This is a genomic window from Variovorax sp. GW823-FHT02B07 (genome assembly GCF_058797695.1).
In genome coordinates this window covers 1,175,581-1,200,805 of the sequence record NZ_JBXAJX010000001.1, presented here as the reverse complement: position 1 = coordinate 1,200,805, position 25,225 = coordinate 1,175,581, and the positions used below count along the sequence as shown (strand labels likewise).

The 25,225-nt window shown below is 68.4% G+C and carries 27 protein-coding genes; 16 read left to right on the top strand and 11 right to left on the bottom strand.

Going from position 1 to position 25,225, the window contains the following annotated elements:
• Positions 1-6 precede the first annotated feature (6 nt).
• Positions 7-972, top strand: coding sequence for a T6SS immunity protein Tli4 family protein (locus AC1RGU_RS05655; RefSeq protein ID WP_492695280.1), 966 nt, complete (start codon positions 7-9; stop codon positions 970-972).
• Positions 973-1,463: 491 nt separating this feature from the next.
• Here AC1RGU_RS05655 and AC1RGU_RS05650 read toward each other — a convergent pair whose 3' ends face one another.
• From AC1RGU_RS05650 to AC1RGU_RS05635, 4 genes are all read right to left on the bottom strand, one after another.
• Positions 1,464-2,882, bottom strand: a complete 1,419-nt coding sequence (locus tag AC1RGU_RS05650) for a carotenoid oxygenase family protein (RefSeq protein WP_492696444.1) — start codon at positions 2,880-2,882, stop codon at positions 1,464-1,466.
• A 26-nt stretch (positions 2,883-2,908) separates the two neighbouring features.
• Positions 2,909-3,949: a MerR family transcriptional regulator gene (locus AC1RGU_RS05645; protein WP_492695278.1), complete on the bottom strand. Its 1,041-nt coding sequence runs from the start codon at positions 3,947-3,949 to the stop codon at positions 2,909-2,911.
• A 100-nt stretch (positions 3,950-4,049) separates the two neighbouring features.
• Positions 4,050-4,802, bottom strand: coding sequence for a sulfite exporter TauE/SafE family protein (locus AC1RGU_RS05640; RefSeq protein ID WP_492695276.1), 753 nt, complete (start codon positions 4,800-4,802; stop codon positions 4,050-4,052).
• A 39-nt stretch (positions 4,803-4,841) separates the two neighbouring features.
• Positions 4,842-6,092, bottom strand: a complete 1,251-nt coding sequence (locus AC1RGU_RS05635) for an MFS transporter (RefSeq protein WP_492695274.1) — start codon at positions 6,090-6,092, stop codon at positions 4,842-4,844.
• An 89-nt stretch (positions 6,093-6,181) separates the two neighbouring features.
• Here AC1RGU_RS05635 and AC1RGU_RS05630 point away from each other — a divergent pair, with 89 nt between their 5' ends.
• The 7 genes from AC1RGU_RS05630 (at position 6,182) to AC1RGU_RS05600 (ending at position 12,732) form a co-directional block, all read left to right on the top strand.
• On the top strand, positions 6,182-7,075 hold the full coding sequence (locus tag AC1RGU_RS05630) for an AraC family transcriptional regulator (RefSeq protein WP_070059575.1): 894 nt from the start codon (positions 6,182-6,184) through the stop codon (positions 7,073-7,075).
• 59 nt (positions 7,076-7,134) lie between these two features.
• A complete protein-coding gene (locus AC1RGU_RS05625; protein WP_095950754.1) occupies positions 7,135-7,821 on the top strand; it encodes a phosphatase PAP2 family protein in 687 nt (228 codons plus the stop codon).
• A 168-nt stretch (positions 7,822-7,989) separates the two neighbouring features.
• On the top strand, positions 7,990-8,232 hold the full coding sequence (locus AC1RGU_RS05620) for an acyl carrier protein (RefSeq protein ID WP_062472943.1): 243 nt from the start codon (positions 7,990-7,992) through the stop codon (positions 8,230-8,232).
• Positions 8,229-9,446 (top strand): beta-ketoacyl-[acyl-carrier-protein] synthase family protein, encoded by a 1,218-nt coding sequence (locus AC1RGU_RS05615; RefSeq protein ID WP_492695271.1) that lies wholly within the window; start codon positions 8,229-8,231, stop codon positions 9,444-9,446. The genes AC1RGU_RS05620 and AC1RGU_RS05615 overlap by 4 nt, the downstream gene beginning before the upstream one ends.
• Positions 9,447-9,568: 122 nt before the next feature.
• The gene (locus AC1RGU_RS05610) at positions 9,569-10,024 is read left to right on the top strand and encodes a DUF2501 domain-containing protein (RefSeq protein WP_070059578.1); all 456 of its coding nucleotides are present in this window, start codon (positions 9,569-9,571) and stop codon (positions 10,022-10,024) included.
• A gap of 61 nt (positions 10,025-10,085) precedes the next feature.
• The gene (locus AC1RGU_RS05605; protein ID WP_492685196.1) at positions 10,086-11,816 is read left to right on the top strand and encodes a SulP family inorganic anion transporter; all 1,731 of its coding nucleotides are present in this window, start codon (positions 10,086-10,088) and stop codon (positions 11,814-11,816) included.
• Between the two features lie 31 nt (positions 11,817-11,847).
• Positions 11,848-12,732 carry a LysR family transcriptional regulator gene (locus AC1RGU_RS05600; protein WP_070059579.1) on the top strand — a complete coding sequence of 295 codons (885 nt, stop codon included), beginning with the start codon at positions 11,848-11,850 and terminating at the stop codon, positions 12,730-12,732.
• Between the two features lie 2 nt (positions 12,733-12,734).
• On the opposite strand, the gene AC1RGU_RS05595 is transcribed toward AC1RGU_RS05600, so the two are convergent.
• Entirely contained in the window at positions 12,735-13,148 is a 414-nt protein-coding gene (locus AC1RGU_RS05595; RefSeq protein WP_492695268.1) for a GFA family protein, read from the bottom strand.
• Between the two features lie 133 nt (positions 13,149-13,281).
• Between AC1RGU_RS05595 and AC1RGU_RS05590 the strand changes: the two genes are divergently transcribed.
• Complete coding sequence (locus tag AC1RGU_RS05590; protein WP_492695266.1) at positions 13,282-13,788, top strand: GNAT family N-acetyltransferase; 507 nt, start codon at positions 13,282-13,284, stop codon at positions 13,786-13,788.
• Here AC1RGU_RS05590 and AC1RGU_RS05585 read toward each other — a convergent pair.
• Positions 13,772-14,353: a DUF3299 domain-containing protein gene (locus tag AC1RGU_RS05585; RefSeq protein WP_139706795.1), complete on the bottom strand. Its 582-nt coding sequence runs from the start codon at positions 14,351-14,353 to the stop codon at positions 13,772-13,774. The two genes, AC1RGU_RS05590 and AC1RGU_RS05585, sit on opposite strands and share 17 nt — an antisense overlap.
• Positions 14,354-14,489: 136 nt before the next feature.
• Here AC1RGU_RS05585 and AC1RGU_RS05580 point away from each other — a divergent pair, with 136 nt between their 5' ends.
• Positions 14,490-15,017, top strand: coding sequence for a DUF2306 domain-containing protein (locus AC1RGU_RS05580; protein ID WP_070059738.1), 528 nt, complete (start codon positions 14,490-14,492; stop codon positions 15,015-15,017).
• Here AC1RGU_RS05580 and arfB read toward each other — a convergent pair.
• From arfB to AC1RGU_RS05560, 4 genes are read right to left on the bottom strand one after another with little or no spacing between them, the layout of a single operon-like run.
• Positions 14,986-15,393, bottom strand: a complete 408-nt coding sequence (arfB, locus tag AC1RGU_RS05575; protein WP_062472954.1) for an alternative ribosome rescue aminoacyl-tRNA hydrolase ArfB — start codon at positions 15,391-15,393, stop codon at positions 14,986-14,988. The two genes, AC1RGU_RS05580 and arfB, sit on opposite strands and share 32 nt — an antisense overlap.
• 16 nt (positions 15,394-15,409) lie before the next feature.
• Entirely contained in the window at positions 15,410-16,594 is a 1,185-nt protein-coding gene (locus tag AC1RGU_RS05570; protein WP_056583174.1) for an acetyl-CoA C-acyltransferase family protein, read from the bottom strand.
• A gap of 43 nt (positions 16,595-16,637) precedes the next feature.
• Complete coding sequence (locus AC1RGU_RS05565; protein ID WP_492695263.1) at positions 16,638-17,429, bottom strand: enoyl-CoA hydratase/isomerase family protein; 792 nt, start codon at positions 17,427-17,429, stop codon at positions 16,638-16,640.
• Positions 17,426-18,082, bottom strand: a complete 657-nt coding sequence (locus AC1RGU_RS05560) for a TetR/AcrR family transcriptional regulator (protein WP_235926668.1) — start codon at positions 18,080-18,082, stop codon at positions 17,426-17,428. Before AC1RGU_RS05560 ends, AC1RGU_RS05565 begins: the two co-directional genes overlap by 4 nt.
• Positions 18,083-18,250: 168 nt before the next feature.
• Between AC1RGU_RS05560 and AC1RGU_RS05555 the strand changes: the two genes are divergently transcribed.
• The 6 genes from AC1RGU_RS05555 to AC1RGU_RS05530 are packed head-to-tail and all read left to right on the top strand — an operon-like array spanning position 18,251 to position 24,873.
• A complete protein-coding gene (locus AC1RGU_RS05555; protein WP_354347120.1) occupies positions 18,251-19,090 on the top strand; it encodes an ABC transporter ATP-binding protein in 840 nt (279 codons plus the stop codon).
• Positions 19,090-19,968: a branched-chain amino acid ABC transporter permease gene (locus tag AC1RGU_RS05550; protein WP_062472963.1), complete on the top strand. Its 879-nt coding sequence runs from the start codon at positions 19,090-19,092 to the stop codon at positions 19,966-19,968. The genes AC1RGU_RS05555 and AC1RGU_RS05550 overlap by 1 nt, the downstream gene beginning before the upstream one ends.
• A gap of 2 nt (positions 19,969-19,970) precedes the next feature.
• Positions 19,971-21,008 carry a branched-chain amino acid ABC transporter permease gene (locus AC1RGU_RS05545; RefSeq protein ID WP_307694195.1) on the top strand — a complete coding sequence of 346 codons (1,038 nt, stop codon included), beginning with the start codon at positions 19,971-19,973 and terminating at the stop codon, positions 21,006-21,008.
• Between the two features lie 15 nt (positions 21,009-21,023).
• Positions 21,024-22,211 carry an ABC transporter substrate-binding protein gene (locus tag AC1RGU_RS05540; RefSeq protein ID WP_487849224.1) on the top strand — a complete coding sequence of 396 codons (1,188 nt, stop codon included), beginning with the start codon at positions 21,024-21,026 and terminating at the stop codon, positions 22,209-22,211.
• 8 nt (positions 22,212-22,219) lie between these two features.
• Positions 22,220-23,053, top strand: a complete 834-nt coding sequence (locus AC1RGU_RS05535) for an ABC transporter ATP-binding protein (RefSeq protein ID WP_095744716.1) — start codon at positions 22,220-22,222, stop codon at positions 23,051-23,053.
• Positions 23,050-24,873, top strand: coding sequence for an AMP-dependent synthetase/ligase (locus tag AC1RGU_RS05530; RefSeq protein ID WP_492695261.1), 1,824 nt, complete (start codon positions 23,050-23,052; stop codon positions 24,871-24,873). Before AC1RGU_RS05535 ends, AC1RGU_RS05530 begins: the two co-directional genes overlap by 4 nt.
• A gap of 16 nt (positions 24,874-24,889) precedes the next feature.
• Here the strand turns inward: AC1RGU_RS05530 and AC1RGU_RS05525 are convergent, their stop codons facing one another.
• Complete coding sequence (locus tag AC1RGU_RS05525) at positions 24,890-25,219, bottom strand: hypothetical protein (RefSeq protein WP_223301262.1); 330 nt, start codon at positions 25,217-25,219, stop codon at positions 24,890-24,892.
• Positions 25,220-25,225: the final 6 nt, after the last annotated feature.

The window sequence follows — 25,225 nt, the reverse complement described above, 5'->3', positions numbered from 1 at the left end:
ATTTCGATGAACAAACGCGTTGACCTCTTGTTTGAGCGTACCAAGCTGCTGTGTTTCGGGCGTTATGTTCTGACAGCGCCTGTGGACTCACACTTGGTATTCGGGCGCGACTTTCCAACCTTGCCCAACCAGGCCGAGAACATCGAGAAGGTGATGCAAGCCCATCGAGCAAAGATCCTTGATGCGAACGATACCGCCGAGATCACTTACTTTGGCAACGGACCTGCGCCCAACACACGGCTGATCCGGTCATACAAGAGCGTCTCAGCAAAACAGTTAGAACTAGAGGGTTTTCGCTTCTACTACCTGGTGGGTCCGCACATCTTTATGGACAGTGACGCAACAGCAAGAAGTCAAAATGTGACGACAAGGTCCCTGATCAAGGACGCCATCGAAACCGCCAAGAACCTGCGCGCACGCGAACCCGATGAAGTCCCAACGGATCAGGGACTTTGCCACGAATACGGATTCACCCGCGATTCGGCGTTCAGCAGTTCTCTTTCCCAGGTAGGGCTTCACATGGCCGCACTGCCCGACGTCGTGTTCAGCGTCGAGAGCAATCAAGCCGCCAGCACGGAAGGCAGCAATGGCTACGGCCTTCTCAAGCTGATCGGAGATCGAAAGCGGGAAGCCGGGAATCGCTACCCCACGCTCACCACTTTGCGCGAGGGCAGCAAGCAGGTTCACGGCTGGGCGGGCGAAGAGTCTCTGGTGCGTTATCCCGACGGGACGCAGGAGTTCGAATGGCTGTTCGTCGGGGTCAGCGGCAGCATTGCGCGTCCGGCCCGCCTGAATGTGACGATGCACACCAAGGTCGCATCGGATCGCGTGGGTGCGGCCGCGGCTTCCTCACTCAACGACGAAGAGGCCATCGCCCTGTGGGACAAGCTGCTTGAAGGGCTGAAGTTCCGGGTGGCCGTGCCCGGCGCACCCGCTGAGGCGGTTGCGATCACACAAGGAAGCTCTCGATGACAAACAACCCAGCGCCCACGCGCCGCCGAGCACTGCTCTCGATGATTGCGATGACGGTCCTTCCCATACCGTCCCTGGCATCAACAGGAACCATCGCCAGACTTGACGGGGCCCCCGTAAACGGCCTTTGGCGGCCCATCGGCCCTCTACGGTCAGGGGCTACGCATGGCAACAGGTCGACCACCTAACCGCTGTCGGCGCAGTGACCGGACACGCACCATCACCGGTCGCGACTGTCTCCAGCACCAAGCCGCACTGCACGATCTCGCACCCAGACTCGCCGACAGCATCGTTCCTCGTCGACCGGCCAAAGCAGTAAGGCATTCCCAGGGATGCGCCCGCAATCTCCATTTGTTCTTCAACGCCCCCACGATTTTCTTGATCTTGATGAAGAGTGAGTTGTCGCGGCTCACCACGCGGTAGACGCATCCCGTCGTATGGGGCAACGTTGACTTCTTCCGTTCAAGGTCATGCCGTCAAACAACTACGTACTACACGTTCGGCCGCCAGTTGCCGTGAAAGCCGAACGGCACGCGGTGCGGCAGCCGGGCTGTCGCGACGGGCGCGGCGCGCAGGTCGCGGGCATCGAGCACGATCAGGTCGCTGCGCCGGGTCTGCTCGCGCCAGACCACGGCCAGGAGCCAGCCGTCGCCTTCGTCGGCGTCCGGTGCGCGCGGCACGAACACCGGCTCCGACACGACATCGCCCGGCGGCAGCGTGTGGAGGTGACGCTCGCCCGTCTCCAGGTCGAAGCGCGCAAGGCTGTCGAAAAGCACGCTCTCGGCATCGCCCCGGGCGCGGGCGGTCGCATGGCAGGCATAGAAACCGTACCGGGTGCGGCTGCCGGCGAAACGCTCGTCGATGCGCGGGAACTCGCCCACCAGATCGTCGAGGTACTCGCGCTGTAAACCATTGCCGCTGCCGGCCAGGTCGAAGGTCCATCGGCACAGGCGCGCGGCCATCGCGTGCGGGTCGCCGGGGCGGCCCTGCGCATCGGGAAGGCCGGGCGCGGTGTCCGACTGCATCACGAGCGCGACGACGGTGTCACCCTCGTCCCACGCGTTCATGACGTGGAACATGTGGCAGGCCTCGGTCTCGAACCAGCGCAACGTGTCGACCACGGCACCGCGTCGCATCACGCCGACGTGCGTGCGCTTGTCACCATCCCAGGCCAGCAGCGGCAGGCCACGCATCGCGCGCTCCACGCTGGTGGTCAGGGGCATGACCGGAAAGAGCACGTGCCCGCGCGTCAGCATGAAGTCGTGCGCCATGCTGGCGTACGGTGCGTCGAAGGCCTGCAGCTCGGTCACTTCGCACTGGCTGTCCATCACGCCGTAGAGCATGCCGGGCGTGCCGGGGCCGTCGGGTGAGTAGGCGAAGAAATGCAACTCGCCGCTGTGCGGGTCGCGCTTCGGATGCGCGGTGCAGCGCGTGGTCAGGCGGTCGCCGAAGCTCTGGTGCCCCTTCGACGCCAGCGTGAAGGCGTCGAGCTCGAAGGGCTGGTGCGATTCCTCGAGCGCGAACAGCCGGCCGCCGTGCCAGAGTATGCTGGTGTTGGCCGTGCCGCTCTTGCGCCCGATCACCGCCGGGTCGCTGGTCGCGGGGTTGCCGAAGGAGCCGAACAGCGCGCGCCCGGCCTCGTGCTCCAACTGCCACTTGGGCGTGCGCGCCCAGCGGTTGCGGTACGCCACCTGCCCGCCGTCGATGTGAAACGCATGCACCATGCCGTCGCCGGAGAACCAGTGGTAGTTGTCGTCGCGCGGTGCGTGCTGCGGGCTCGGCCCCACGCGGTAGAGCGTGCCCGAGAGTTCCGGCGGGATCGCACCGTCGATGGCGAGGGCCGCGATGTCGTGCTCCTCGGTGAGCGGGGCATAGTTGCCGGTGAAGAAATGGGCGTTGGCCCGGGGCATGGCGGTCACTGGGGGTTCCTGGTCGTTCAAAGGGGATGGGGTTCGGCGAGCTGCGCGATGGCGCGTCCGATGTAGGCCGCCAGCGGCGCGTCGATGCCTGAGCCGGCGCGCAGCGCGGGGTCGTTGCGGAAGGCCTCCTGCAGCTTCGCGTTCAGTGCCGCATCGCCCCCGGCCTTGGCCAGGGACAGCGCCTGCCAGCGGGCGGCCAGCACGCGCACCGGCGCGCTGTCGGGCGCCGCGCCCTGCCGCATCTGCTGTCGCACGTCGGCGATCAGCGGAGGCCAGGCGTCGGTCTGCGCAACGTAGTGCCGCGCGAGCAAGGCCATCTCGGCGGCGTCGCAGTGCGCGCCGTACCGCTGCAGCCGCGCATACGCCATCGCATGTGAGATGAACTGCATGCCGGCGCGGTCGACACCGGTCAGCGAGTGCAGCGCGGGCTCGTTCCAGTGCATCGCGTAGAGCTGCATGAGCAGGGCTTCGTCGCCGCCGGCCTCTTCGAGCAGCAACGCGATCCAGCGCTGCGCGAGGGCCTGCGCCTGTGTGCTTTCCGGCGAAGCGCCCGCGGCGACCAGGGCATGGAGCGTTGCAGTCAGCTCGGCGCGCTCGGGGGCCACCGTGTCGGCGAAACCGTCGCGACCGGTCTGGAGCCGGCCGAGCTCGTCGTCGCTGAAATACTTCGCGCCCGCGACCGTGCGCTCGAGCGCCACGAGCCAGTCGTCGATGGCGGGTTCGGTGCGGGCCTGCAACTGGGCTTGCAGCGTCAGCAGGTGCGTGTGCAATGCCGTGGCCTGCGCGATCTCGCGTTCGAGCTGCGACAGCTGCTGCGTCACGACCTCCGACAGCCCTTCGGCCGCGCGGTCGAGCAGGCCCTGGATCTCGGCCAGCGACAGGTCAAGCCGCCGCAGCGCCTGGATGCGGTACAGCCGCGCGACGTCGTTGCGGTCGTACAGACGGTAGCCGCCGTCCGAGCGCTGCGACGGCACCAGCAGGCCGATGTCGTCGTAATGCCGCAGCGCGCGCACGGTCAGCCCGGTGCGCCGGGCCAGTTCGCCAATCCTCAGGTACATGCCTTCCCTCTCAAGTTGAAGGCATCCTAGAGCGTGCCGTTACGAGAGGGTCAAGGTAGTTTCGTGAAAAGAGGTGCGCCGTTTTACGCCGGCGCGGGCGTCAGCTGCGTTGCAGCAACGCGGGCACCGCCGACGCCAACATCGCGATACCCGACAAGGTCAGGAGGCTCAGCACGATCTTGCGAAACGCCGCTTCGCTGATCCCGATATACAGCCGAGCCCCCAACAACACCGGCACCGCGACAGCCGCCGCGATCAATGCAAGAAGAGGCACCACCGAACGCCCAATACTCCCGCTCGCCACATGCACCGCAAAGGCCACAGCTAGCATCGACAGGTTGAAGTTCTGAATCACAGCACGTTGCGTGTCACGCTGGAAACCCCGCAGCGTGCACCACAACGTAGGCACGACACCCGAGAAGCCGCCGATGCCCGCCATCACACCGCCGATGGCACCCGCAACGCCGTCCGCCGCGCGACCGCCAAAAGTGATCTTCGGCAGGTGCTGCGACATCAGCATGGCCGGGCACCACAGCACCAGCAGCGTACCCAGGCACACCTTGAACAGCACGATGTCCAGGTGCGGCAGCAGCCAGACACCGAAGGGCACGCCGACCAGCCCGCCAAGCACGAAGGGCCAGAGGATGCGTTTGTCGAAAGACCGCCGCACCGTGAGCGCCGCAATCACCTGCCCCGTGAGGGCCCCGAACAGCGCGAGCACGGCAGCCAGCTGCGGCTCCAGCGTCCAGGCCCACACAGACATCGCGACCATGCCGAAAGCAAAGCCCGACAGGCCCTGCACGAACCCCGCCAGCACAGCGCCGACGATCACATAGACATACAAGGCTTGCATGCGGCCGATGATAGGGGGCCGCCCCCGCGCCCAAGTGGCCTACGCCGACGCAGGCACCAGCGCCGTGCGACGCACGCGTCGCACATTGAAGGCGCTGGCAATCAGCACGCCCTGCACCAGCGCCAGCCCGACGATCACGCTCGTGTACTGGCCGTGGTCCATCAGCCGGCCGAACACCAGCGGCGCCACGGCCTGCCCGATGTCCAGGCCCGCGTACACCACGCCGTAGACACGCCCGGTCGCATTGGGCGGCGTCGACTTCTTCACCAGCAGGTCGCGCGACGGCCCGGCGATGCCCGAGACGAAACCCATCGCACCGAACAACACCGGCACCATCACCGGCGGAAACTGCGCAAAGGCCAGCACCAGCGCCAGCGCCGCCGCCACACCGAAGCCCGCGCCCACGATGCGCTCGCAGCGCGAGGGATCGGACGCCAGGAAGCCGCCCACCACCATGCCCGCTGCGCTCGCCACCATGTAGACCGTGAGGCACACCGCCACCAGCGCCACGGGCACCGCGTGCAGATGGCCCGCAGCCACGGGCGCGAAGGTCTGCACCACGCTGATCACGGCGGCGTAGAAAAAGAAGAAACCGAAGCACATCCACACAGCCGGGATGCGCAGGAAGTCGAACTCGCCGCCCACCGGCGCGGGCTCGCCCTGCCCCGTGGCCTTGTGCACGGCCGCAGCATCGAGCGCCAGCACGCTGCGGTAGATCCACAGGATCAGCAACACCACGATCGCCACCACGCCGGCCGAGGCCAGCGCCACGCGCCACGAGAAGGCGATGGCGATCGGCACCACGAAGGCCGGCGCCAGCGCCCAGCCCAGGCTGCCGGTGATGCCGTGCACGCTGTAGGCATGGCCCAGGCGCGTGGGCGCGACCTTGCGGTTGAACAGCGTGTAGTCGACCGGGTGGAACACGCCGTTGCCGATGCCGCCGACCACCGCGCACGCCAGCAGCATCCAGTAGCTCTGCGCCATGGCATAGCCGAAGGCCGCAAGCCCCAGCGCGCCCAACCCGACGAACAGCACCGGGCGCGGGCCCAGCTTGTCGACGATGAAGCCCGAAGCCGCCTGCACGATGCACGAGACCACGAAGAACACGGTGAGCACCGCGCCCAGCTCGGTGTAGCTCACGTTGAACGCGTCCTTCAGCCAGGGAAACAGCGGCGCCAGGATCAGCTGGCTGAAATGGCTCACCGCATGCGCCAGGCCGACCAGCCCGATCAGTTGGGCGTCGCTGCGCAAAGTGGTGGTGGGAACGGCTGTCGAGGAAGTGGATGACATGGATTGCTACAAAAAACCGGTGCGGGCACCGATGCTATGCGGCACCGACGCGGCAGAATGGCGATACAGCGACAACATTTGTCGAAACCATGCCAAGCGCCGTTCCCCCCCACGCTCCGCCCGCTCCCGAGCCCGCCTCCCCCGCCAAGGCGCGCGGAACGCCCACCGCGCCGACCAACAGCGTGGGCCCGCTCACGCCGCACCTATACGCCCCCGACGCGGTGCGCCCGCTGCGCGCCAAGGAACACTTCCTGAGCGCCGACACGCTGGTCGAGCTGCACGAGCACCCGTGGCCGCAGCTCACGTTCTCGACGCGCGGCGTGATCCGCCTGAGCACGCAAGATGGCAGCTACATCGTGCCGCCGTCGCGCGCGCTGTGGGTGCCGGCCAACATGCCGCACAGCATCACGCTGATCGAAGACGCCGAGCTGCGCACCGTCTACCTGCACGCCTGGATCGCGCCCACCTGGGAGAAGTGCGAGGTGCTCGAGATCAGCCCGCTGCTGCGCGCCCTGATGCTCGCGCTCGACACCACGCCCGACGGCCTGCCGCCGGCCGACCCGCACGCGCCGCAGCGCGAACGCATGATCGCGCCGCTGCTGGTCGACGAGGTCGAGCGCGCCACGCAGATCCGCATCGACGTGCCGCTGCCCTCCGACAAGCGCCTGCGCCAGCTGTGCGAGACGCTGCTGCGCAACCCGGCCGACCGCGCGACGCTGGCCGAGCGCGCCGCCGCCATCGGCGCCAGCGAGCGCACGGTGGCGCGGCTGTTCCGCGACCAGCTCGGCATGAGCTGGCAGCAATGGCGCCAGCAGGCCGTGATGGCGCACGCGCTGCCGCTGCTGGCGCGCGGCATGGCCGTGAGCCAGGTGGCGTCGGCCAGCGGCTACGCCACCGACAGCGCCTTCTGCGCCATGTTCAAGGCAGCCACCGGGCGCTCGCCCACCTCGTTCCAGCACCGCAAGCGGCCGGCCACCCTTTGATGCCACAGGGCATGGACCGGGCACGCCATGGTGCTCTGGCAAGATCGGCGACCGACACCATGCACTCACCGATCCCCCTGCACATCGCGGCCGAGGCCAGGCCTGCAACGTGGACCGCCGACATCTGGCTGCGCATCCGCCGCCATTTCCTGCTGAAGGCGGTCGGCACCACGGCCTTCACCTGGCTGTTCTTCATCGGCTACTTCCACCTGCTGCGCAACCCGGCCTTTCCGGTCACGGTGATGCCGCTGACGCCGCTGGACCACCTGATTCCGTTCCAGCCCTACACGCTCGGCGCCTACCTGTCGCTGTGGGTGTACGTGGGCTTTGCGCCGGGGCTGCAGCTCACGTTTCGCGAGCTGGTGGTCTACGGACTGTGGATCGGCGCGCTGTGCCTGAGCGGCCTGGGGCTCTTCTACTTCTGGCCGACGCAGATCCCGCCGCTGGACATCGACGTCTCGGGCTACCCCGGCTTCGCGATGCTGCAGGGCGTGGACGCGGCGGGCAACGCCTGCCCCTCGATGCACGTGGCGGTCGCCATCTTCACCGCCGTGCGCCTGGCCGACGTGCTGCGCGCGGCGCGCACGCCGTGGCTGTTGCAGGCGATCAACTGGGCCTGGTTTGCCGCCATTGCCTATTCCACGCTGGCGGTCAAGCAGCATGTGGTGCTCGACGCGGTGGCCGGCGCGCTGCTCGGGCTGGCCTTTGCGCTGCCCTCATTACGCTGGCGCCCCGGTCCGCGTTGATCCAGAGCCGCCCCGAGGATTTCCCTAAGGTCGAAGCGGATATCATCAAACACCATTGATCACATTCAACACAGGCCGAACGAGGAAGGGATCGACCCCGTGGCCCGCCACCCGCAAGGGACAGGCAGCCCATCGATCAACGGCGGCACAAGACGACAGGCATCGCAGATGAGTTCGCTGAAGGAATTGCAGGACCTGATCCACGAGAAGTACGGCATCGAACCGTCCAAGCTCGACCCCCACGCCTCGATGCGTGAAACCGGCGGACTCGATTCGCTGGCCCTGGCCGAATTCCTGTTCGCCATCGAAGACCATTTCGGCATCACCATGCCCGACGACGACGCGAGCATCGACACCCTGGCCGAGCTCGCGCAACTGGTCGACAAGGTCCGGGCCGCCAAGACAGCGTGAGCACGCACGAAGTCGCCGTCACCGGACTGGGCGTCATGGCGCCGCATGGCGACGCGCCCGACGCACTGTTCGATGCGCTCTTGCAGGGCCGCTCGGCCATCGCACCGGTCTTTCCCGAACTCCCCAAGCCCGCCGCCGCCGCCACGGTCGCCTTCGACGAGACGCGCTGGTTTACCAAGCTGCAGCTCGCCGGTGTCGACCGCGTGAGCCAGCTGGCCGTGGCCGCCGCCGACCTCGCCCTGCGCGATGCCGGCCTGGCGATGAGCGATGCCGGCATCGATGCCGAGCGCGTCGGCGTCTACGCCGGCTGCGGCATGGGCGGCGCCGCCGCGCTCGAGGCCGCCTACCGCGGCAACGGGCGCGTCTCGCCGCTCACCATTCCCGCCTTCATGCCCAACGCGCCGGCCGCTCACGTGGCCATGCGCAACGGCGTGCTGGGCCCGGTGCTCACCTATTCGGTCGCCTGCGCCTCGTCGTCGGTGGCCATCGCCGAGGCCGCCAAGGCGGTGCAGCGCGGCGAGGTCGACATCGCCATCGCGGGCGGCAGCGAAGCGCTGATCGTCCCGGGCGTGGTGCTGGCCTGGCAGGCCATGCAGACGCTGGCCGGGTTCCAGCCCGGCGAAGCGGCCGGCGCGGTGCGCCCCTTTGCCACCGACCGCAGTGGCTTTGCGCTGGGTGAAGGCTCGGCCTTCCTCATTCTCGAATCGGCCGAGCGCGCCCGCGCGCGCGGCGCCCGCCGCTACGCCACGCTGGCCGGCTGGGGCCTGAGCAGCGATGCCACCCACCTCACCAAGCCCGACGCACCGGGCCAGGCCCGCGCCCTGCGCGCCGCGCTGCGCCAGGCCGGCCTGCAGCCGCGCGACGTGGGCTACTGCAACGCGCACGGCACGGCCACCCGCATCGGCGACGTGGTCGAGCGCAACGCGCTGGCCGAGGTCTGGGGCGCCGACTTCGACGCCCTGCGCGTCAGCTCGACCAAGGCGCTGCACGGCCACATGCTGGGCGCGGCCGGGGCCATCGAGGCGCTCATCACCGTGCTGGCGCTGCACCGGCGCGAGCTGCCGCCCAACGCGAACTGCGCCGAGGTCGACCCCGACTGCCGGATGAACCTCGTCGCCCCCGGCGACAGCGCCGCCCCCGGGCTCGAGGCCGCCATCAGCAACTCCTTCGCCTTCGGCGGCACGAACTCCGTGCTGCTGTTCCGCCGAGGCTGAACTGCGTGCTCTTGCGGGCCGTGCGCACCCCGTGGCGCTGTGCCCCGCGCGATAGAGACATTCCGGGCTCTCCGGTATGCTGGTGGGCGCTTCTCCCCCCATGTCCGTCCAAGGAGGCCACCATGCACGTTCGCTCCACATTCGTCGCCCTTGCCCTGCTCGCCGCAGGCGCTTCGGTGCAGGCCAACAACCTGCTCGACCAGCTGAAAGAACAGGCCGGCGCGGCGGTCAACTCGCAAGGCAGCAGCAACAGCAGCGGTGGCGGCTCGGCGCTCAGCAACCTCAGCCTCGGCGGCTTCAAGATGCCCGCCATCGGCTCCAGCACCATCGGCAGCGCGGCCGGCGTGCTCGAGTACTGCGTCAAGAACAACTACCTCGGCGGCGATGCCGCCTCCGTCAAGGACAAGCTGCTCGCCAAGATCACCGGCCAGAAGAAACAGGAAAACGACTTCGCGAGCGGCGCCAAGGGCCTGCTCAAGGGCGGCGACGGCAAGTCGCTCAACCTCAAGGGGCTGTCGTCGAAGGTCAAGGAAAAGGCCTGCGACTACGTCCTGAAAAACGCGACCTCACTGATCTAGGCTCTTTCTCTCTCTCCCGCTCTCCGCGCGCGGCGTGCCCGCCGTGCGCGCGCCCCGCTTCATGAATCCGGCTTCTCCCTCCTCTCCCCCCGCACCGTCTCTTCGCCAGCGCCTCGCACGCTGGGTTCCCTGCCTCGGCTGGCCCCGCCCTTCCGCCGCGCTGCTGCGCAACGAGGCCATGGCCGGCATCACCGTCGCACTGATGGTGCTGCCGCAAGGCGTGGCCTATGCGGCGCTGGCCGGCATGCCGTTGGTCACGGGCGTGTACGCGGCGCTGTTCCCGGCGCTCATCGCCGTGATGTTCAGCTCGTCGCAGCGGCTGTCGGTCGGGCCGACCGCGCTCACCAGCCTGCTGGTGGGCGCGTCGCTCGCGCCGCTGGCGGTGGCGGGCAGCGACGAATGGGTGGCGATGGCGGTGTGGCTCACGCTGATGTCGGGCGCGATCCAGATCGTGCTCGGCGCGGGGCGCTTCGGCTGGCTGCTGCGGCTGGTCAATTCGCCGGTGCTGATCGGCTTCACGCAGGGCGCGGCGGTGCTGATCGCGATCTCGCAGCTGCCCGCGCTGCTGGGCTTCACGGGCCGCACCATTCCGCAGGTGCTGCAGGGCGGGCCGCTGCCCGACCTCACGGCCATCGCCTTCGGCCTGGGCAGCATCGCCGTGCTGTGGCTGGGCAAGCGCTGGGTGCCGCGCTTCCCGACCACGATGGCGCTGGTGGCCGGCGCGGCCGCCATCAGCTGGAGCATCAACTACGCGCTGCGCGGCGGCGCCGTGGTGGGTGCCCTGCCCTCGGGCCTGCCCTCGTTCTACTGGCCCGGGCTGCTGCCGGCGCACACCTTCAGCGCGCTGGTGCTGCCCGCGCTGATGATCACGCTGGTGAGTTTTCTCGAAACCGCGTCGAGCGCCAAGGTCGACAACGGCCGCGCCGGCACGCTGTGGAACGAAAACCAGGACCTGATCGGCCAGGGCCTGGCCAAGCTGGCCTCGGGCTTCACGGGGTCGTTCCCCACCAGCTCGTCGTTCTCGCGCTCGGCCATCACGCTCTACGCGGGCGCGCAGACCGGCTGGGCGACGCTGTTCAGCGTGGCGGTGGTGGCCGGTGCGCTGCTGTGGTTGATGCCGCTGCTGTACCACGTGCCGCAGGCGGTGCTGGCGGCGGTGGTGGTCACGGCCATCCTCGGGCTGGTGAAGCCGTCGAGCTTCACGGCGCTGTGGCGCATCTCGAAGTTGGAGGCCGGCATCGCCTTCGGCACTTTCGTGCTCACCATCGCCACCGCGCCGAGCATCTACTGGGGCGTGCTGGGCGGCCTGCTCGCCAGCCTGGCGCACTACATGTACCGCCACCTGCACCCGCGCATCATCGAAGTGGGCCTGCACCCCGACGGCAGCCTGCGCGACCGCCACCTCTGGAAGCTGCCGCCGCTCGCGCCGCAGCTGTATGCGGTGCGCATGGACGCCGAACTCGACTTCGCCTCCGCCTCCACGCTGGAACGCGCGCTCACGGTCGCGCTGGCCGAGCGCCCCGACCTGACCGACGTGTGCCTGTTCGCGCAGCCGATCAATCGCATCGACATCACCGGCGCCGAAGTGTTCGGCTCGATCCGCCGGATGATGGAATCCAAGGGCGTGCGCCTGCACCTGAGCGGCATGAAGCTGCCGGCCATGCAGGTGCTCGAACGCGCCGGCCTGCTCGCACCGGGGCCGATGCTCTTCAGCTACCGCACCGACGCCGAGGCGCTGGCCGCGCTGATGCCGCGCATCGACATGCCCGAAGAAGCCGAAGCCGCGGCCTGACCGCGCGCGCCTCTTCCCCCACACGGGCGCCATGAAAACCACCATCGAAGAACTGGTCGCCTTCCGCGCCGTGGTGGACACCGGCTCGATCACCGCCGCGGCCGACCAGCTGGGCCAGACCGTGTCGGGCATCAGCCGCGCATTGAGCCGGCTCGAGCAGAAGCTCGGCACCACGCTGATGCGCCGCACCACGCGGCGGCTCGAACTCACCGAGGAAGGCGCCGCCTTCCTGCAGCGCACACGCGCCATCCTCGATGCGATCGACGACGCCGAGGAGCACATGGCCGCGCGCCGCCAGCAACCCGCCGGCCGCCTGCGCGTGAACGCGGCCTCGCCTTTCATGCTGCACGCCATCGTGCCGCTGGTGCCGGAGTTCCGCCGGCTCTATCCGCAGATCAGCCTGGAGCTCGACACCGACGACCTGCCCATCGACCTGCTGGAACGGCGCACCGACGTGGCGATCCGCATCGGCCCGCTGCGCGACTCCACGCTGCACGCGCGCCCGCTCGGCACGCACCGGCTGCGCGTGCTCGCGAGCCCCGCCTACCTCGAAGCCCACGGCAAGCCGCGCAAGGTGGACGAGCTGGCCGGGCACGCACTGCTGGGCTTCACGCAGCCCGAGTCGCTCAACCGCTGGCCGCTGCGCGGCGTGCACGGCGACGAATGGACCATCGCGCCCACCGTGGTCGCATCGAGCGGCGAGACGCTGCGCCAGCTGGCGCTGGCCGGCGTGGGCATCGTCTGCCTGTCGGACTTCATGACCGCCGCCGACCGCGCCAGCGGCGCGCTGGTGCAGGTGCTGCCCAAGGACACGGTCGACGTGCGCCAGCCGGTCAACGCCGTGTACTACCGCAACACGCAGCTGTCGGCGCGCATCACTTCGTTCCTCGACTTCCTGTCTCAGCGCATGGGCTGAATTCAGCCCGGCGGCATCCGCTCGAACTTCGGCAGCGCCGGGTCGAGGAAGTCCCAGGCGTGCCCGCGCACCGCGTATGTGACCGCCTGCGGCCGGTAGCGCCCCGGGTCGTCCAGGCTCGCGGCATGCACGGTGAAGACGCCGGGCATTGCCGCGAATGTCATGTACACGGGCGAGCCGCAGGTCGGGCAGAACGCGCGCGTCTTGACGTTGCCGCTGTCGCCCTTGAGGCTCCACAGCGTGGCCGCGCCGGTCTGCTTCACCTCGGCGCCCGCGAAGCTGAGGTACGAGCCGTGGCCCGTGCCGCTCTTGTGCTGGCAGTCCAGGCACTGGCAGTCGTTCTGGAACACGGGTTCCCCTGAAATCTCGTAGCGGATGGCGCCGCATGCGCAACCGCCGGTGTAGGCCGGGTTCATGGTTCTTGTCCTTTTCGAAGTGGTGAAGGGCAATCTAGCCGCGCGAGGCTTGGAGCGGGGAGTAACAAGATCGTCGTGAATCCGGAGCGGGCCAGAATCCGGCAGTCGCGCAGCCCCATCCGAAGGAAATGCCATGCACGTCGATCTGGTGTCCGAAGCCCAACACGATTCGCTCATCGAGCTGCTGGCCGAACTGCACGCCTTCTACAACGAAGGCGCGCGCGTGCCGCGCGAGCTGGTGCGCGAACACCTGCTGGGCAATCTCCTGGCGCCCGGCTCGCCGCACCAGCTCGTGGTCGCATCGACAGACGCGCACACCGTGGTCGGACTGGCCGCGATCACCTGGGTCTTCTCGCTGGTCGACTTCGCGCCGGAGAAGCGCAGGCACTGCCAGCTCAAGGAGCTCTACGTGATGTCGGGCCACCGCAGCGCCGGGGCGGGCCGCGCCCTCATGGCATGGGTGGCCGCGCGCGCCATCGCCAACGGATGCCACCGCATCGACTGGCCCGTGAAGGCGACGAATGCGCGGGGCATCGCGTTCTATGAAGGGCTCGGCGCGTTCCAGGTTGCGGAGCGACTGAGCTATCGGTTGCTGCAGCCGGCCCTGGGCGAACTGGCGGCCTTCACGGCCCCTGCGTGACAGCCACCCGCTCGACCGCCGCCGACGCGATCTCGTAGCCGCTCACGCCCATGTCGGCCGATGCGTAGCGCGCCGCCTTCAGCGTGCCGCTCACGCGCACCGTGTCCATGGCGTGCAGCCCCTTCACGGGCGCGGGCGCGATCACGTGGACGATCTGGTTGGCGGGCGGCGGCGGGGTGTGGATGCAGGCGCCGAAGTACGGCACCAGCAGAAACTCGCGGATGCCGTCTTGCGTGGCGTCGAGCGGCACGACGAAACCCGAGAGCCTGGCGGGCTTGCCGTCGAGCGCGACGTTGACCGGCGCGTTGTCCCAGACGGCCCGCATCTCGTCGAGCATCTGGATCGCGCGCGGGTCGTTGTCGCGCAGCGCTTCGAGGCTGATGTTGCGGTAGCGCTGGGTCGGGTCCCACTCCTTGGGCACCAGCGCGTCCCAGGCCATCTCCTGCGCGGCCGGCGCGCTGGCCGCGCCCTGCCCCTGGGCCGCGTCCGGGCTGCAGGCGGACAGCAGGCTGCCCGCGACCGCCATCAGCAGCACCATTCCCGTGCGACGAACAAAAACACTCATGGCCCCGATTGTGCTTGCCGAAGGTGACACAGCGCTCGGGGCGGGCCGGAAGACCCGCCCTGAAACGAATGGGCACACATGGCAAAAAGGCGGGCGCCGCGCCAGAATGCCGCACCACGACCACGAGGAGATCCGCATGGCACCCACAGGATGGCTTGGATTGACGTCACTCGGCACGGTTCACACGGCGATCAGCCTGATCGCCGTGTTCGCAGGCATCTGGGCCCTGCTGCGCTACAAGGAAATCACCCTGCGCACCGGCCTGGGCCAGGTCTTCGTCTGGACCACGGTGCTGACCTGCCTCACGGGCTTCGGCATCTTCCAGCACGGCGGCTTCGGCAAGCCCCATGCGCTGGGCATCATCACTTTGGTGGCGCTGGCCGTCGGCGCGCTGGCGGGGTATGGGCGGCTCGGGCCGAAATCGCGCTACATCGAAGCCGTCGCCTATTCGGCGAGCTTTCTCTTCCACTGGATTCCGGCGTTCACCGAAACGCTGACGCGCTTTCCGCTGGGCGCGCCGCTGCTGCCGAACGCCGAGGCGCCCGAACTGAAGGCGATCACCGCGGTGCTCGGCGCGCTGTACGTGGTCGGCGTGACGCTGCAGATCAAGCGGCTGCGCGGCGACAAGCCGGTCAGTCCTGCACCCGCCCGCGCAGGCTCTTGATCTGCGAGCGCTGGCTCTTGCCTTCGAGCCGGCGCTGCTTCGAACCGTAGGTGGGCTTGGTGGCGCGCCGCACGCGCGGCGGCGTGGCCACGCTGTCGATCACCGCCTGCAACCGCGCGAGCGCGTCGGCGCGGTTCATCTCCTGTGTTCGGTGCTGCTGCGCCTTGAGCACGAACACGCCTTCCTGCGTGATGCGGCTGTCGCGCAGAGCGAGCAGCCGCTCCTTCACATCGGCCGGCAGCGAGCTGGCATGGATGTCGTAGCGCAGGTGCACCGCGCTCGACACCTTGTTGACGTTCTGCCCGCCCGCACCCTGCGCACGGATGGCGCTGATCTCGACCTCGTCGGGGTCGATCAGGAGTGGGGGGCGGAGCATGCCCGCGAGTGTGCCTTCAAACGCGTTCAAACACGGCGGCGATGCCTTGGCCGCCGCCGATGCACATCGTGACGAGCGCATAGCGGCCGCCGGTGCGGTGCAGCTCGGCGATGGCCTTCGTCGTGATGATCGCGCCGGTCGCGCCCACCGGGTGGCCCAGCGAGATGCCCGAGCCGTTGGGGTTCACCTTGGCGGGGTCGAAGCCCAGTTCCTTGATGACCGCGCAAGCCTGCGCCGCGAACGCTTCGTTCGACTCGATCACATCGAAGTCGCTGACCTTCAGCCCCGTGCGCTCCAGCACCTTGCGCGTGGCCGGCACCGGGCCGATGCCCATGTACGCCGGCTCGACGCCCGCGTGCGCGTAGCCCACGAGGCGTGCCAGCGGCTTCAGGCCCAGCGCCTTCACGCGGCCACCTTCGGCCAGCACCACGGCAGCGGCGCCGTCGTTGATGCCCGAGGCGTTGCCGGCGGTCACGAGGCCGTCCTTCTTGAACGCGGGCTTCATCTTGGACAGCGTGTCGACGGTGGTGTCGGCGCGCACGTGCTCGTCGGTGTCGAACAGCACGACGCCCTTGCGCGTCTTCACCTCGACCGGAACGATCTGCTCCTTGAAGCGGCCCGCGGCAATGGCGGCGGCGGCGCGCTGCTGGCTGGTCACGGCCAGTTCGTCCATCTGCTCGCGCGTGATGCCGTAGCGCGCGGCCACGTTCTCGGCCGTGATGCCCATGTGGATCTTCTCCCACGGGTCGTGCAGGATGCCCAGCATGTAGTCGACCAGCACCGCGTCGCCCATGCGCGCGCCGTAGCGGGCCGAGGTGTCGAAGTACGGGCCGCGGCTCATCGATTCGGAGCCGCCGCCGATGGCGATGTCGCAGTCGCCCAGCGCAATGGCCTGCGCCGCCGACACGATGGCCTGCAGGCCCGAGCCGCACAGGCGGTTCACGTTGAAGGCCGGCGTCTCGATCGGGCAGCCCGCATCGATGGCGGCCACGCGGCTCAAGTAGGCGTCCTTCACGTCGGTGGGGATCACGTTGCCCATGACCACATGGCCGATGGCGTCGGCGGCCACGCCGCTGCGTTCGATGGCGGCCTTGACGGCGGTGGTGGCCAGTTGCGTGTTGGGCACGTCCTTGAGCGCGCCGCCGAAGGTGCCGATGGCGGTGCGGGCGGTGCCGACCACGAAGATGTCGCGTGAAGTCATGGGATGGATCTCCTGGATTGAAAAAACGAAAACAAGGAATTCTTCAGCGACCCGTGAAGGCCGCGGGCTTCTTGCCGAAAAAGGCATCGAGGCCGATGCGGAAATCGGCGGTGGCGGCGCACGACTGGAACGCGGCCGACTCGGCGTCGAGCTGGCTCGCGAGGTCGCGGTCGAGCGAGCCACGCATCAGCCGGCGCAGGTGGCCCAGCGCCACGGTCGGCCCCTTGGCCAGCCGCTGCGCGAGCGCCATGGCCTCGGCTTCGAGCTCGGCCGCGGGCACCACGCGGTTGATGAGGCCCATGCGCTCGGCGGCGGCGGTGTCGTAGGTGTCGCCGAGCATCGCGATCTCCAGCGCGCGGCGCATGCCGACCAGGCGCGGCAGCGCCCACGAGGCGCCGACGTCGCAGCTGGTGCCGACGTTCACGTAGGCCAGGTTGAAGCGCGTGCCCTCGGCCGCGAGCACGAAGTCGGCCTGCAGCATCAGGCTCAGGCCGGCGCCGGCCGCCACGCCGTGCACCTGGGCGACCAGCGGCGCGTCCATGGCGTCGAGCACGGTCAGCGCTTCATGCAGCGGGCCGATGAGATCGGCCGCGCCCTGCTTCGGGTCGGCGCTGAGCACGCCGAGGTCGCCGCCGGCCATGAAGCCCTTGCCCGCGCCGCTCAGCAGCACGGCGCGCACGCTCTTGTCGGCAGCCAACGTGCGCGCGGCGGTGAGGAAGGCGGTGGCCATCGGCACGTCGATGGCATTGAGCGCGGCCGGCCGGTTGAAGCGCAGCGTGGCCACCGCGCCTTCGCGGCCCACCAGGAGGGGCGAAGAAGAAGTCTCTGAAGTCATGGGTTCGCTTTCGTCGGGGCGCGCTGCAGCACGCCGTTGAGCAGCAGCTCGATGCCCTGGTCGGCGATCTGGTCGGGCGTGAGGTCGCCGTCGGGGCGGTACCAGCGGCCGATCCAGCTCAGCGCGCCGGCCAGCATGAAGGCCGCCATCTTCGGGTCGCAGGGCGCCAGCGCGCCTTCGGCCACGCCCTCTTCGATGAGGCGGCGGAAATGCCCGTCGATGCCGGCCTTGAGGCGGCGCAGTTCCTTCTTGAGCGGATCGGGCAGCGGGTCTTCGCCGATGCGGATCACGCACATGCCGAAGTCCTGCGTGACCACGCCCGAGTAGATGCGCATGCAGGCCTTGAGCTGGTCGATGGCACTGCCGCCCGCGGCGCGCACCTCGCCGATGCCGGTCTGCATGAGGTCCAGCGCCATCTTCACGCACTCGAGCAGGATCTGGTCCTTGTTCTCGATGTAGTAGTACAGCGTGGGCTTGCTCACGTTGAGCCGCTCGGCAATGTCGTCGAGCGAGGTCGCGTGGAAGCCGCGCTCGTTGAACAGCTGGGCGGCCGTGCGCAACACGGCCATGCGCTTGACCTCGCGCTGCTGCGCACGGCGGTCGGCAGGCGCCCACGGGGAGGCTGAAGCAGGAACGGCGGTGGAACGGGGCATGGGGTTTGTGCGGGCGGGGAAAGTCCCGATGCCGCGAACTGCGGCGAACACGGACATTACCGGCCAGTAGGAATTTTACGGGCCAGTAGCATTTCGCTGCTGGACACAAACCCTGACCTTGCGGCGCGCCCCTTAGCCATGCCTGACGAGACCCGACGGGAACCCTCCATGTCCGCACCTTCCGCCACGGCCCCGGTGCTGCAGGCCGAGGCATTGACGCTGGCATTCGGCGGCGTGAAGGCGCTCACCAATGTGGGCTTCAGCGTCGCGCCCGGCTCCATCACCGCGGTGATCGGGCCCAACGGCGCGGGCAAGACCTCGCTGTTCAACACCATCTCGGGTTTCTACAAGCCCTCACAGGGCCGCGTGCTGTTCGAGGGCGCCGACATCACCCGCCTGCCAGCTCCCAAGCGCGCCGCGCTCGGCCTGGCGCGCAGCTTCCAGAACATCGCGCTGTTCCGCGGCATGACCGTGCTCGACAACATCAAGCTCGGCCGCCACGCGCACCTGAAGACCAACGTGTTCGACGCCCTCTTCTACCTGGGCCGCGCGCGCCGCGAAGAAGCCGAGCTGCGCCGCGACGTGGAAGAACGCATCATCGATTTCCTCGAGATCGACCACATCCGCCACGCCTCCGTCGCCGCCCTGCCCTACGGCCTGCAAAAGCGCGTGGAAATGGCGCGTGCGCTGGCCATGCAGCCCAAGGTGCTGATGCTCGACGAACCCGTGGCTGGCATGAACCGCGAAGAGACCGAAGACATGGCGCGCTTCATCCTCGACGTGCGGCGTGAATGGGGCATCACGGTGCTGATGGTGGAGCACGACATGGGCATGGTGATGGACCTGTCGGACCACGTGGTGGTGCTCAACTTCGGCCAGGTCATCGCGCAAGGCACGCCCGCGCAGGTGCAGGCCGACCCGGAAGTGATCCGCGCCTACCTCGGCGCAGGCGACGTGGGCGAGCTACGTCGCCGGCTGCGCGGCGAAGCTGCCGTGGGAGCCGCCTGATGGATTGGGCCTACCTCTTCGAGATCGCACTCACCGGCATCGCCGGCGGCGGCCTGTATGCGCTGGCGGCGCTGGCCTTCGTGCTGGTCTACAAGGCCACGCGCGTGGTCAACATCGCCATCGGCGAGATGCTGATGGTCGGCGCCTACCTGTTCTTCACCTTCGCCGCGAGCTTCTCGCTGCCGATCTGGATGGCGGTGCTGGGCTCGGTGATCGGCACCGGCCTGCTGGGCGCGGTGATCGAGCGCACCATGATCCGCCCGCTGCTGGGCGAGCCGCCGATCTCGGTGTTCATGGTGACGGTCGGTCTCGCATCGATCCTCGTCGGGCTGGTCGAGATCATCTGGACCGCCGACCAGCGCCGCCTGCCCGAGTTTTTGCCCAACACGCCCGTGATGATCGGCGAGGCCTTCCTGGCACCGAAGATCGCCTACGGCGCATTGATCGCGGTGGTGCTGATCGGGCTGGTGCTGCTGCTGTTTCGCTTCTGGCGCGGCGGCGTCGCGCTGCGGGCCACGGCCTCGGACCAGGCCGCCGCCTACTCGATGGGCATCCACGTGCCGCGCGTGTTCTCGCTGGCCTGGGTGGCCTCGGCCATGATCGCGGCGGTGGCCGGCATCATCGTCGGCGCCATCGGCGGCATCTCGTCGTCGATGGGCGTGTTCGGGCTGTCGGTGCTGGTGGTGGTGATCGTCGGCGGGCTCGACAGCGTGCTCGGCGCACTCGTCGGCGGCGTGCTCATCGGACTCATCGAAGCGCTGGCCGGCTCCTACCTGGGCGGCGAATACAAGCTGCTCGCCACCTTCATCGTGCTGGTGTTCGTGCTGATGGTGCGGCCCTACGGCCTCTTCGGCACGCACGAGATCGAGAGACTCTAGCCATGCGCATCGGCACCCTCAAGCAAAGCTACATCGCCGACGCGGCGCTGTTCGATTCGCGCACGCAGAAGGTGTGGCTCGCGATCGGCGCGGCGCTGCTCGTGCTGTTCCCCTTCATGGCCAGCGACTACTGGCTGTACCTCGCGTGCCTTGTCGCCATCAACGTCGCGAGCGCCACGGGCCTGAACATTCTCACGGGCTACACGGGCCTCGTGAGCCTCGGGCAGGCCGCGTTCATGGGGCTGGGCGCCTACACCGTCGCGATCATGCAGACGCGGCTGGGCACGCCCTTCCTGCTGAACATCCTCGCGGGCGGCGTGGTCGCCATGCTCGGCGGCTTGGTCGTCGGCATCCCGTCGCTGCGCGTGAAGGGCCTGTACCTGGCCATCGCGACCATCGCCGCGTCGTTCATCACGCACTTCCTGTTCGCCAACCTCAAGCTCACGGGCGGCACCACGGGCATCTCGCTGCCGCCCGCGCAGCTCTTCGGCCTGCCGCTGGACACGTCGTTCCGCCTGTACTGGGTGATCGTTCCGGTGATGGTGCTCATGGTGCTCGGCGCGGCCAACCTGTTTCGCACGCGCGTGGGCCGCGCCTTCATCGCCATCCGCGACCGCGACATCTCGGCCGAGGTGCTGGGCATTCCACTGCTGCGCTACAAGCTGCTGTCGTTCGGGCTGTCGTCGTTCTACGCGGGCGTGGCGGGTGGCCTGTGGGCCTACTTCTTTCGCGTGGTCACGCCCGAGAGCTTTCCGCTGCTGATGTCGATCTTCTTCCTGGCGGCCATCATCGTCGGCGGCATGGGCACCATCCTGGGCGGCATCTTCGGCGCCGTGTTCATGACCATGGTGCCCGAGCTGCTCAAGCTGGTGGTCGACCTGCTGCCGGGCGGCGTCGAGATGACCGTGTTCCTCTCGCCGGTGCGCACCGTCGTCTTCGGCCTGCTCATCGTCGGATTTCTGGTGTTCGAGCCGCACGGGCTCGCAGAAGTGTGGCGGCGCATACGCCGCTTTTTCCATCTATGGCCGTTTCGTAACTAGAACCAGGAGACACACATGCCCAAGACAACGAAGAAGCTTTCCCCCCAGCGCCGCGCCCTGCTGATCGCCGCGGGCCTGGCCGCCGCCGTGCCCTTCGCGGCGAACGCGCAAGGCAATGAAGACATCGTCATCGGCGGCTCGATCCCGATGACCGGTGTGTTCGCCTTCGCGGGCGTGGGCATCAACGCCGGCATTGCCGACTACGTGAAGATCGTCAACGACGCGGGCGGCATCAAGGGCCGCAAGCTGCGCTACGTGCCGGAAGACACGGGCTACAAGGTCGACGTGTCGGTGGCGGCCTTCAAGAAGATCACGAGCCAGAACAAGGTCAACCTCTACTACGGCGACTCCACCGGTTTCTCCAAGACCATCAACCCCGAGCTGGACCGCGGCGGCCAGATCCTGATGGCGGGCGCCTCGTTTGCCACCGAGCTCAACGACCCGGCCAAGTACCCGAACCAGTTCCTCGTGGGCCCCGACTACACCGAGCAGATCGGCATCCTGCTGCGCCACATCGCCAAGGAAAAGCCGGGCGCGAAGGTGGCCTTCGTGTACTCCGACTCCGAGTTCGGCCGCGACCCCATCGAGGCCAGCGAAGCCGCTGCCAAGAAGCTGGGCCTGAGCGTGCCCGTGAAGCTCATGACGCCCGCGGGCAGCGTCGACGTGTCGACCGAGGTCATCAAGCTGCGCCGCGCCGCGCCCGACTACACGATCTTCCACGGCTACATCCTGGCGCCCATTCCCGAGTTCGTGCAGCAGGGCAAGCAGATGGGCATGACCAGCAAGTGGATGGGCACCTTCTGGACCATGGACAGCTCCACCGTCATGAAGATGGGCGAAGGCGGCGACGGCTTCATGGGCGTCATGCCCTACCGCTACTACTACGACACCTCGGCCAAGGCGCCGATGCTCGACAAGATCCGCGCGCTGCGCCCCGAGTACCAGAGCACGGCCTACACGCAGGGCTTCCTCACGGCGATGCTGTTCACCGAGGCCGCCAAGCGCACGCTCGACGCCGGCAAGCCGCTGGACGGCAAGAACCTGAAGGCCGCGCTCAACACCATCAAGGACTTCGACACCGGCGGGATCATCGGCACGCCGATCACCATCAAGGGCAACTCGATTCCCGTGGGCCGCGTCTACAAGGCCGACATGAAGGCACAGAAGATGGTGCCGGCGTCCGACTGGATCGCACTGAACTGACCGACACGATGGACGCGCGCGCGGCACCGCCCGACCTCGTGCTCGAGGTCAACAACATCGAGGTGGTCTACAACAAGGTCGTGCAAGTCTTGCGCGGCCTGTCGCTGGCCGTGCCGCGCGGACAGATCGTGGCGCTGCTGGGCAGCAACGGCGCGGGCAAGTCGACCACGCTGAAGGCGGTGTCGGGCCTGCTCGCACTGGAAGACGGCGAGGTCGAGGCCGGGCGCATCGTGTTCGACGGCGCGCCCACCGAGCGGCTCGCGCCGCAGCAGCTGGTGCGGCGCGGCCTGAGCCATGTGATGGAAGGCCGGCGCGTGTTCGAGGACCTCACGGTCGAAGAGAACCTGGTCGCCGCGACCTACGCGCTGACCGGGCGCACGGGCGTCGCGCCGGCGTCGCGCAACTTCGACGACGTCTATGCCTACTTCCCTCGCCTGCACGAGCGCCGCAAGGGCCTTGCGGGCTATCTTTCGGGCGGCGAGCAGCAGATGCTCGCCATCGGGCGTGCGCTGGTGGCGCAGCCTCAATTGATATTGCTCGACGAGCCCTCGCTGGGCCTGTCGCCCAAGCTCGTCGAAGACATCTTCACGATCATCGCGCGCATCAACGCCGAGCGCGGCACCTCGATGCTGCTGGTGGAACAGAACGCCAGCGTGGCACTGGCCATCGCCCACACGGGCTACATCATGGAAAGCGGCAAGGTCGTGATCGACGGCAGCGCCGAGCGCCTCGCGGCCGACCCCGATGTGCGCGAGTTTTACCTGGGCGTGGGCGGCAGCGGCGAATCGCGCAGCTTCCGCGAGCTGAAGCACTACAAGCGCCGCAAGCGCTGGCTGTCATGACGACGAACCCGCTCCCTTCGCTCACGCTGCCGCAGATGCTGCGCGAGCAGGCACGCCTGCAGCCGCAGCGCATCGCGATCCGGCAGAAGGACTTCGGCATCTGGCACCCGCTGGACTGGGCCGGCTACCTGCAGCGCGCCAGCCGCTTCGGCCTGGGCCTGCACGCGATGGGCCTCGCGCCCGGCGGGCACCTGGGCGTGATCTCGGAGAACCGCGTCGAGTGGCTGCTCGCGCAGATGGGCGCGGGGCTCATCGGCGCCGTGACCGTGGGCGTGTACCCCACCAGCCCGAGCAACGAGGTCGCCTACGTGGTCGGCCATGCGGACATCGAGGTGATCGTCTGCGAGGACCAGGAGCAGACCGACAAGGTGCTCGACGCCCTCGACCAGTTGCCGCGCCTGCGCAAGATCGTCGTGATCGAGACCAAGGGCCTCGCGAGCTACCCACCCGAAGTGCGCGAACGCATCGCGACCTTTGCGGAAGTCGAGCAGGCCGGCACCGAGGTGCTGGCACGCGACGGCACCGCGCTCATCGACGCCGCGCTGCAGCGCCAGACGCTGGCCGACATCGGTTTGATGATCTACACCTCGGGCTCCACGGGCAAGCCCAAGGGCGCGATGATTTCGTACCGCAACATCCGCGGGGTCGTGCCCGGCATCGTCGATCGGCTCGGGCTCGACGGCAGCACCACGCACCTGTCGTACCTGCCGCTGTGCCACGTCGCCGAGCAGATGCTCACGGCCTTCGTGCCGCTGTACCTGGGCTCGCAGGTCAACTTCGGCGAATCGATCCGCACCGTGCAGGAAGACCTGCGCGAGGTGGCGCCCACCATGTTCCTCGGCGTGCCGCGCATCTGGGAAAAGCTGCACGCGGGCATCAGCATCAAGATGCAGGAAACCGGGCGGCTGCAGCGCGCCCTGTTCCACAAGGCCATCGAGGCCTGCGCGCCGCTGGCCGAGAAGCCGCGCAGCGCCTGGACGCTGGCCGAGCGCGGCCGCTTCGCCCTCGCCTACTGGACCGTACTGCGCGCGCTGCAGAACTTCATCGGCCTGCGCCGCGTGCGCATCGCGCTCACGGGCGCCGCGCCGATTCCCGCGGACGTGGTGCGCTTCTTTCGCACGCTGGGCGTGCCGCTGGTCGAGGTGTACGGCCTCACCGAATCGACCGGCATGGTCTCGGGCCACCGCGCGGACGCCGTGACCATCGGCACCGTCGGGCCACCGACGCTGGGCACCGAGCACCGCGTGGGCGAAGCCGGCGAGCTGCTGGTGCGCGGCGACATGGTGTTCGAGGGCTACTACAAGAACCCCGAGGCCACGGCCTCATCGATCCGCGATGGCTGGCTGCACACGGGCGACGTGGTGCGCGAGGAAGCCGGCGGGCAGCTGCGCATCGTCGACCGGCTGAAGGACATCATGATCACCGCCGGCGGCAAGAACCTCACGCCCTCGGAGATCGAGAACACCATGAAGGGCAGCCCCTTCATCAAGGAATGCATCGTGGTGGCGGACGGCCGCAAGTTCGTCGGCGCGCTGCTGCAGATCGACTACGAAACGGTCGGCAAATGGGCCGAAGCCCAGCGCCTGCCGTTCACGCATTTCCGCTCGCTGGTGGAAGAACCCAAGGTGCGCGCGCTGATCGAGGCCGAAGTGGCGCGCGGCAACGGGAAGCTGGCGCAGGTGTCGCAGATCAGACGTTTTCATCTGCTCACCAAAGAGTTGGACCATGACGACGGTGAAGTCACCGCAACCATGAAGGTGCGGCGCTCCAGCATCTACAAGGCCTACGCCAACGAGATCGAGGCGCTGTACAGCGCCTGATCGGGAAGCAAGAAGCTCAGTCGCCGCGCACGGGGCGGGCCCGCACGTCGGTCACATCGTCGGCCGGGCCCAGCACGACCGGGCTGCGCACCGACTCGCCGCGCGCACGGGCGCTGACCACGTCGGCCGCCGTGGGCTCGGCCGGCTGTTGTGCCGCATGGCGAAATCGGTCGAAGCCCGAGCGCGGGTTGAAACGCATGACCCAGGGCGTCACGGGCTTGCCCGTGAGGCGCCCCCAGGCGTAGCGCACACCCCATACCGCCGCCAGCAGCAGGGCCGCCACGGCCAGGCTGGCCGCGAAGACCAGCCCCAGGAGCAGAAGAATGACGCGAAGAATGAAGTTCATCATCCG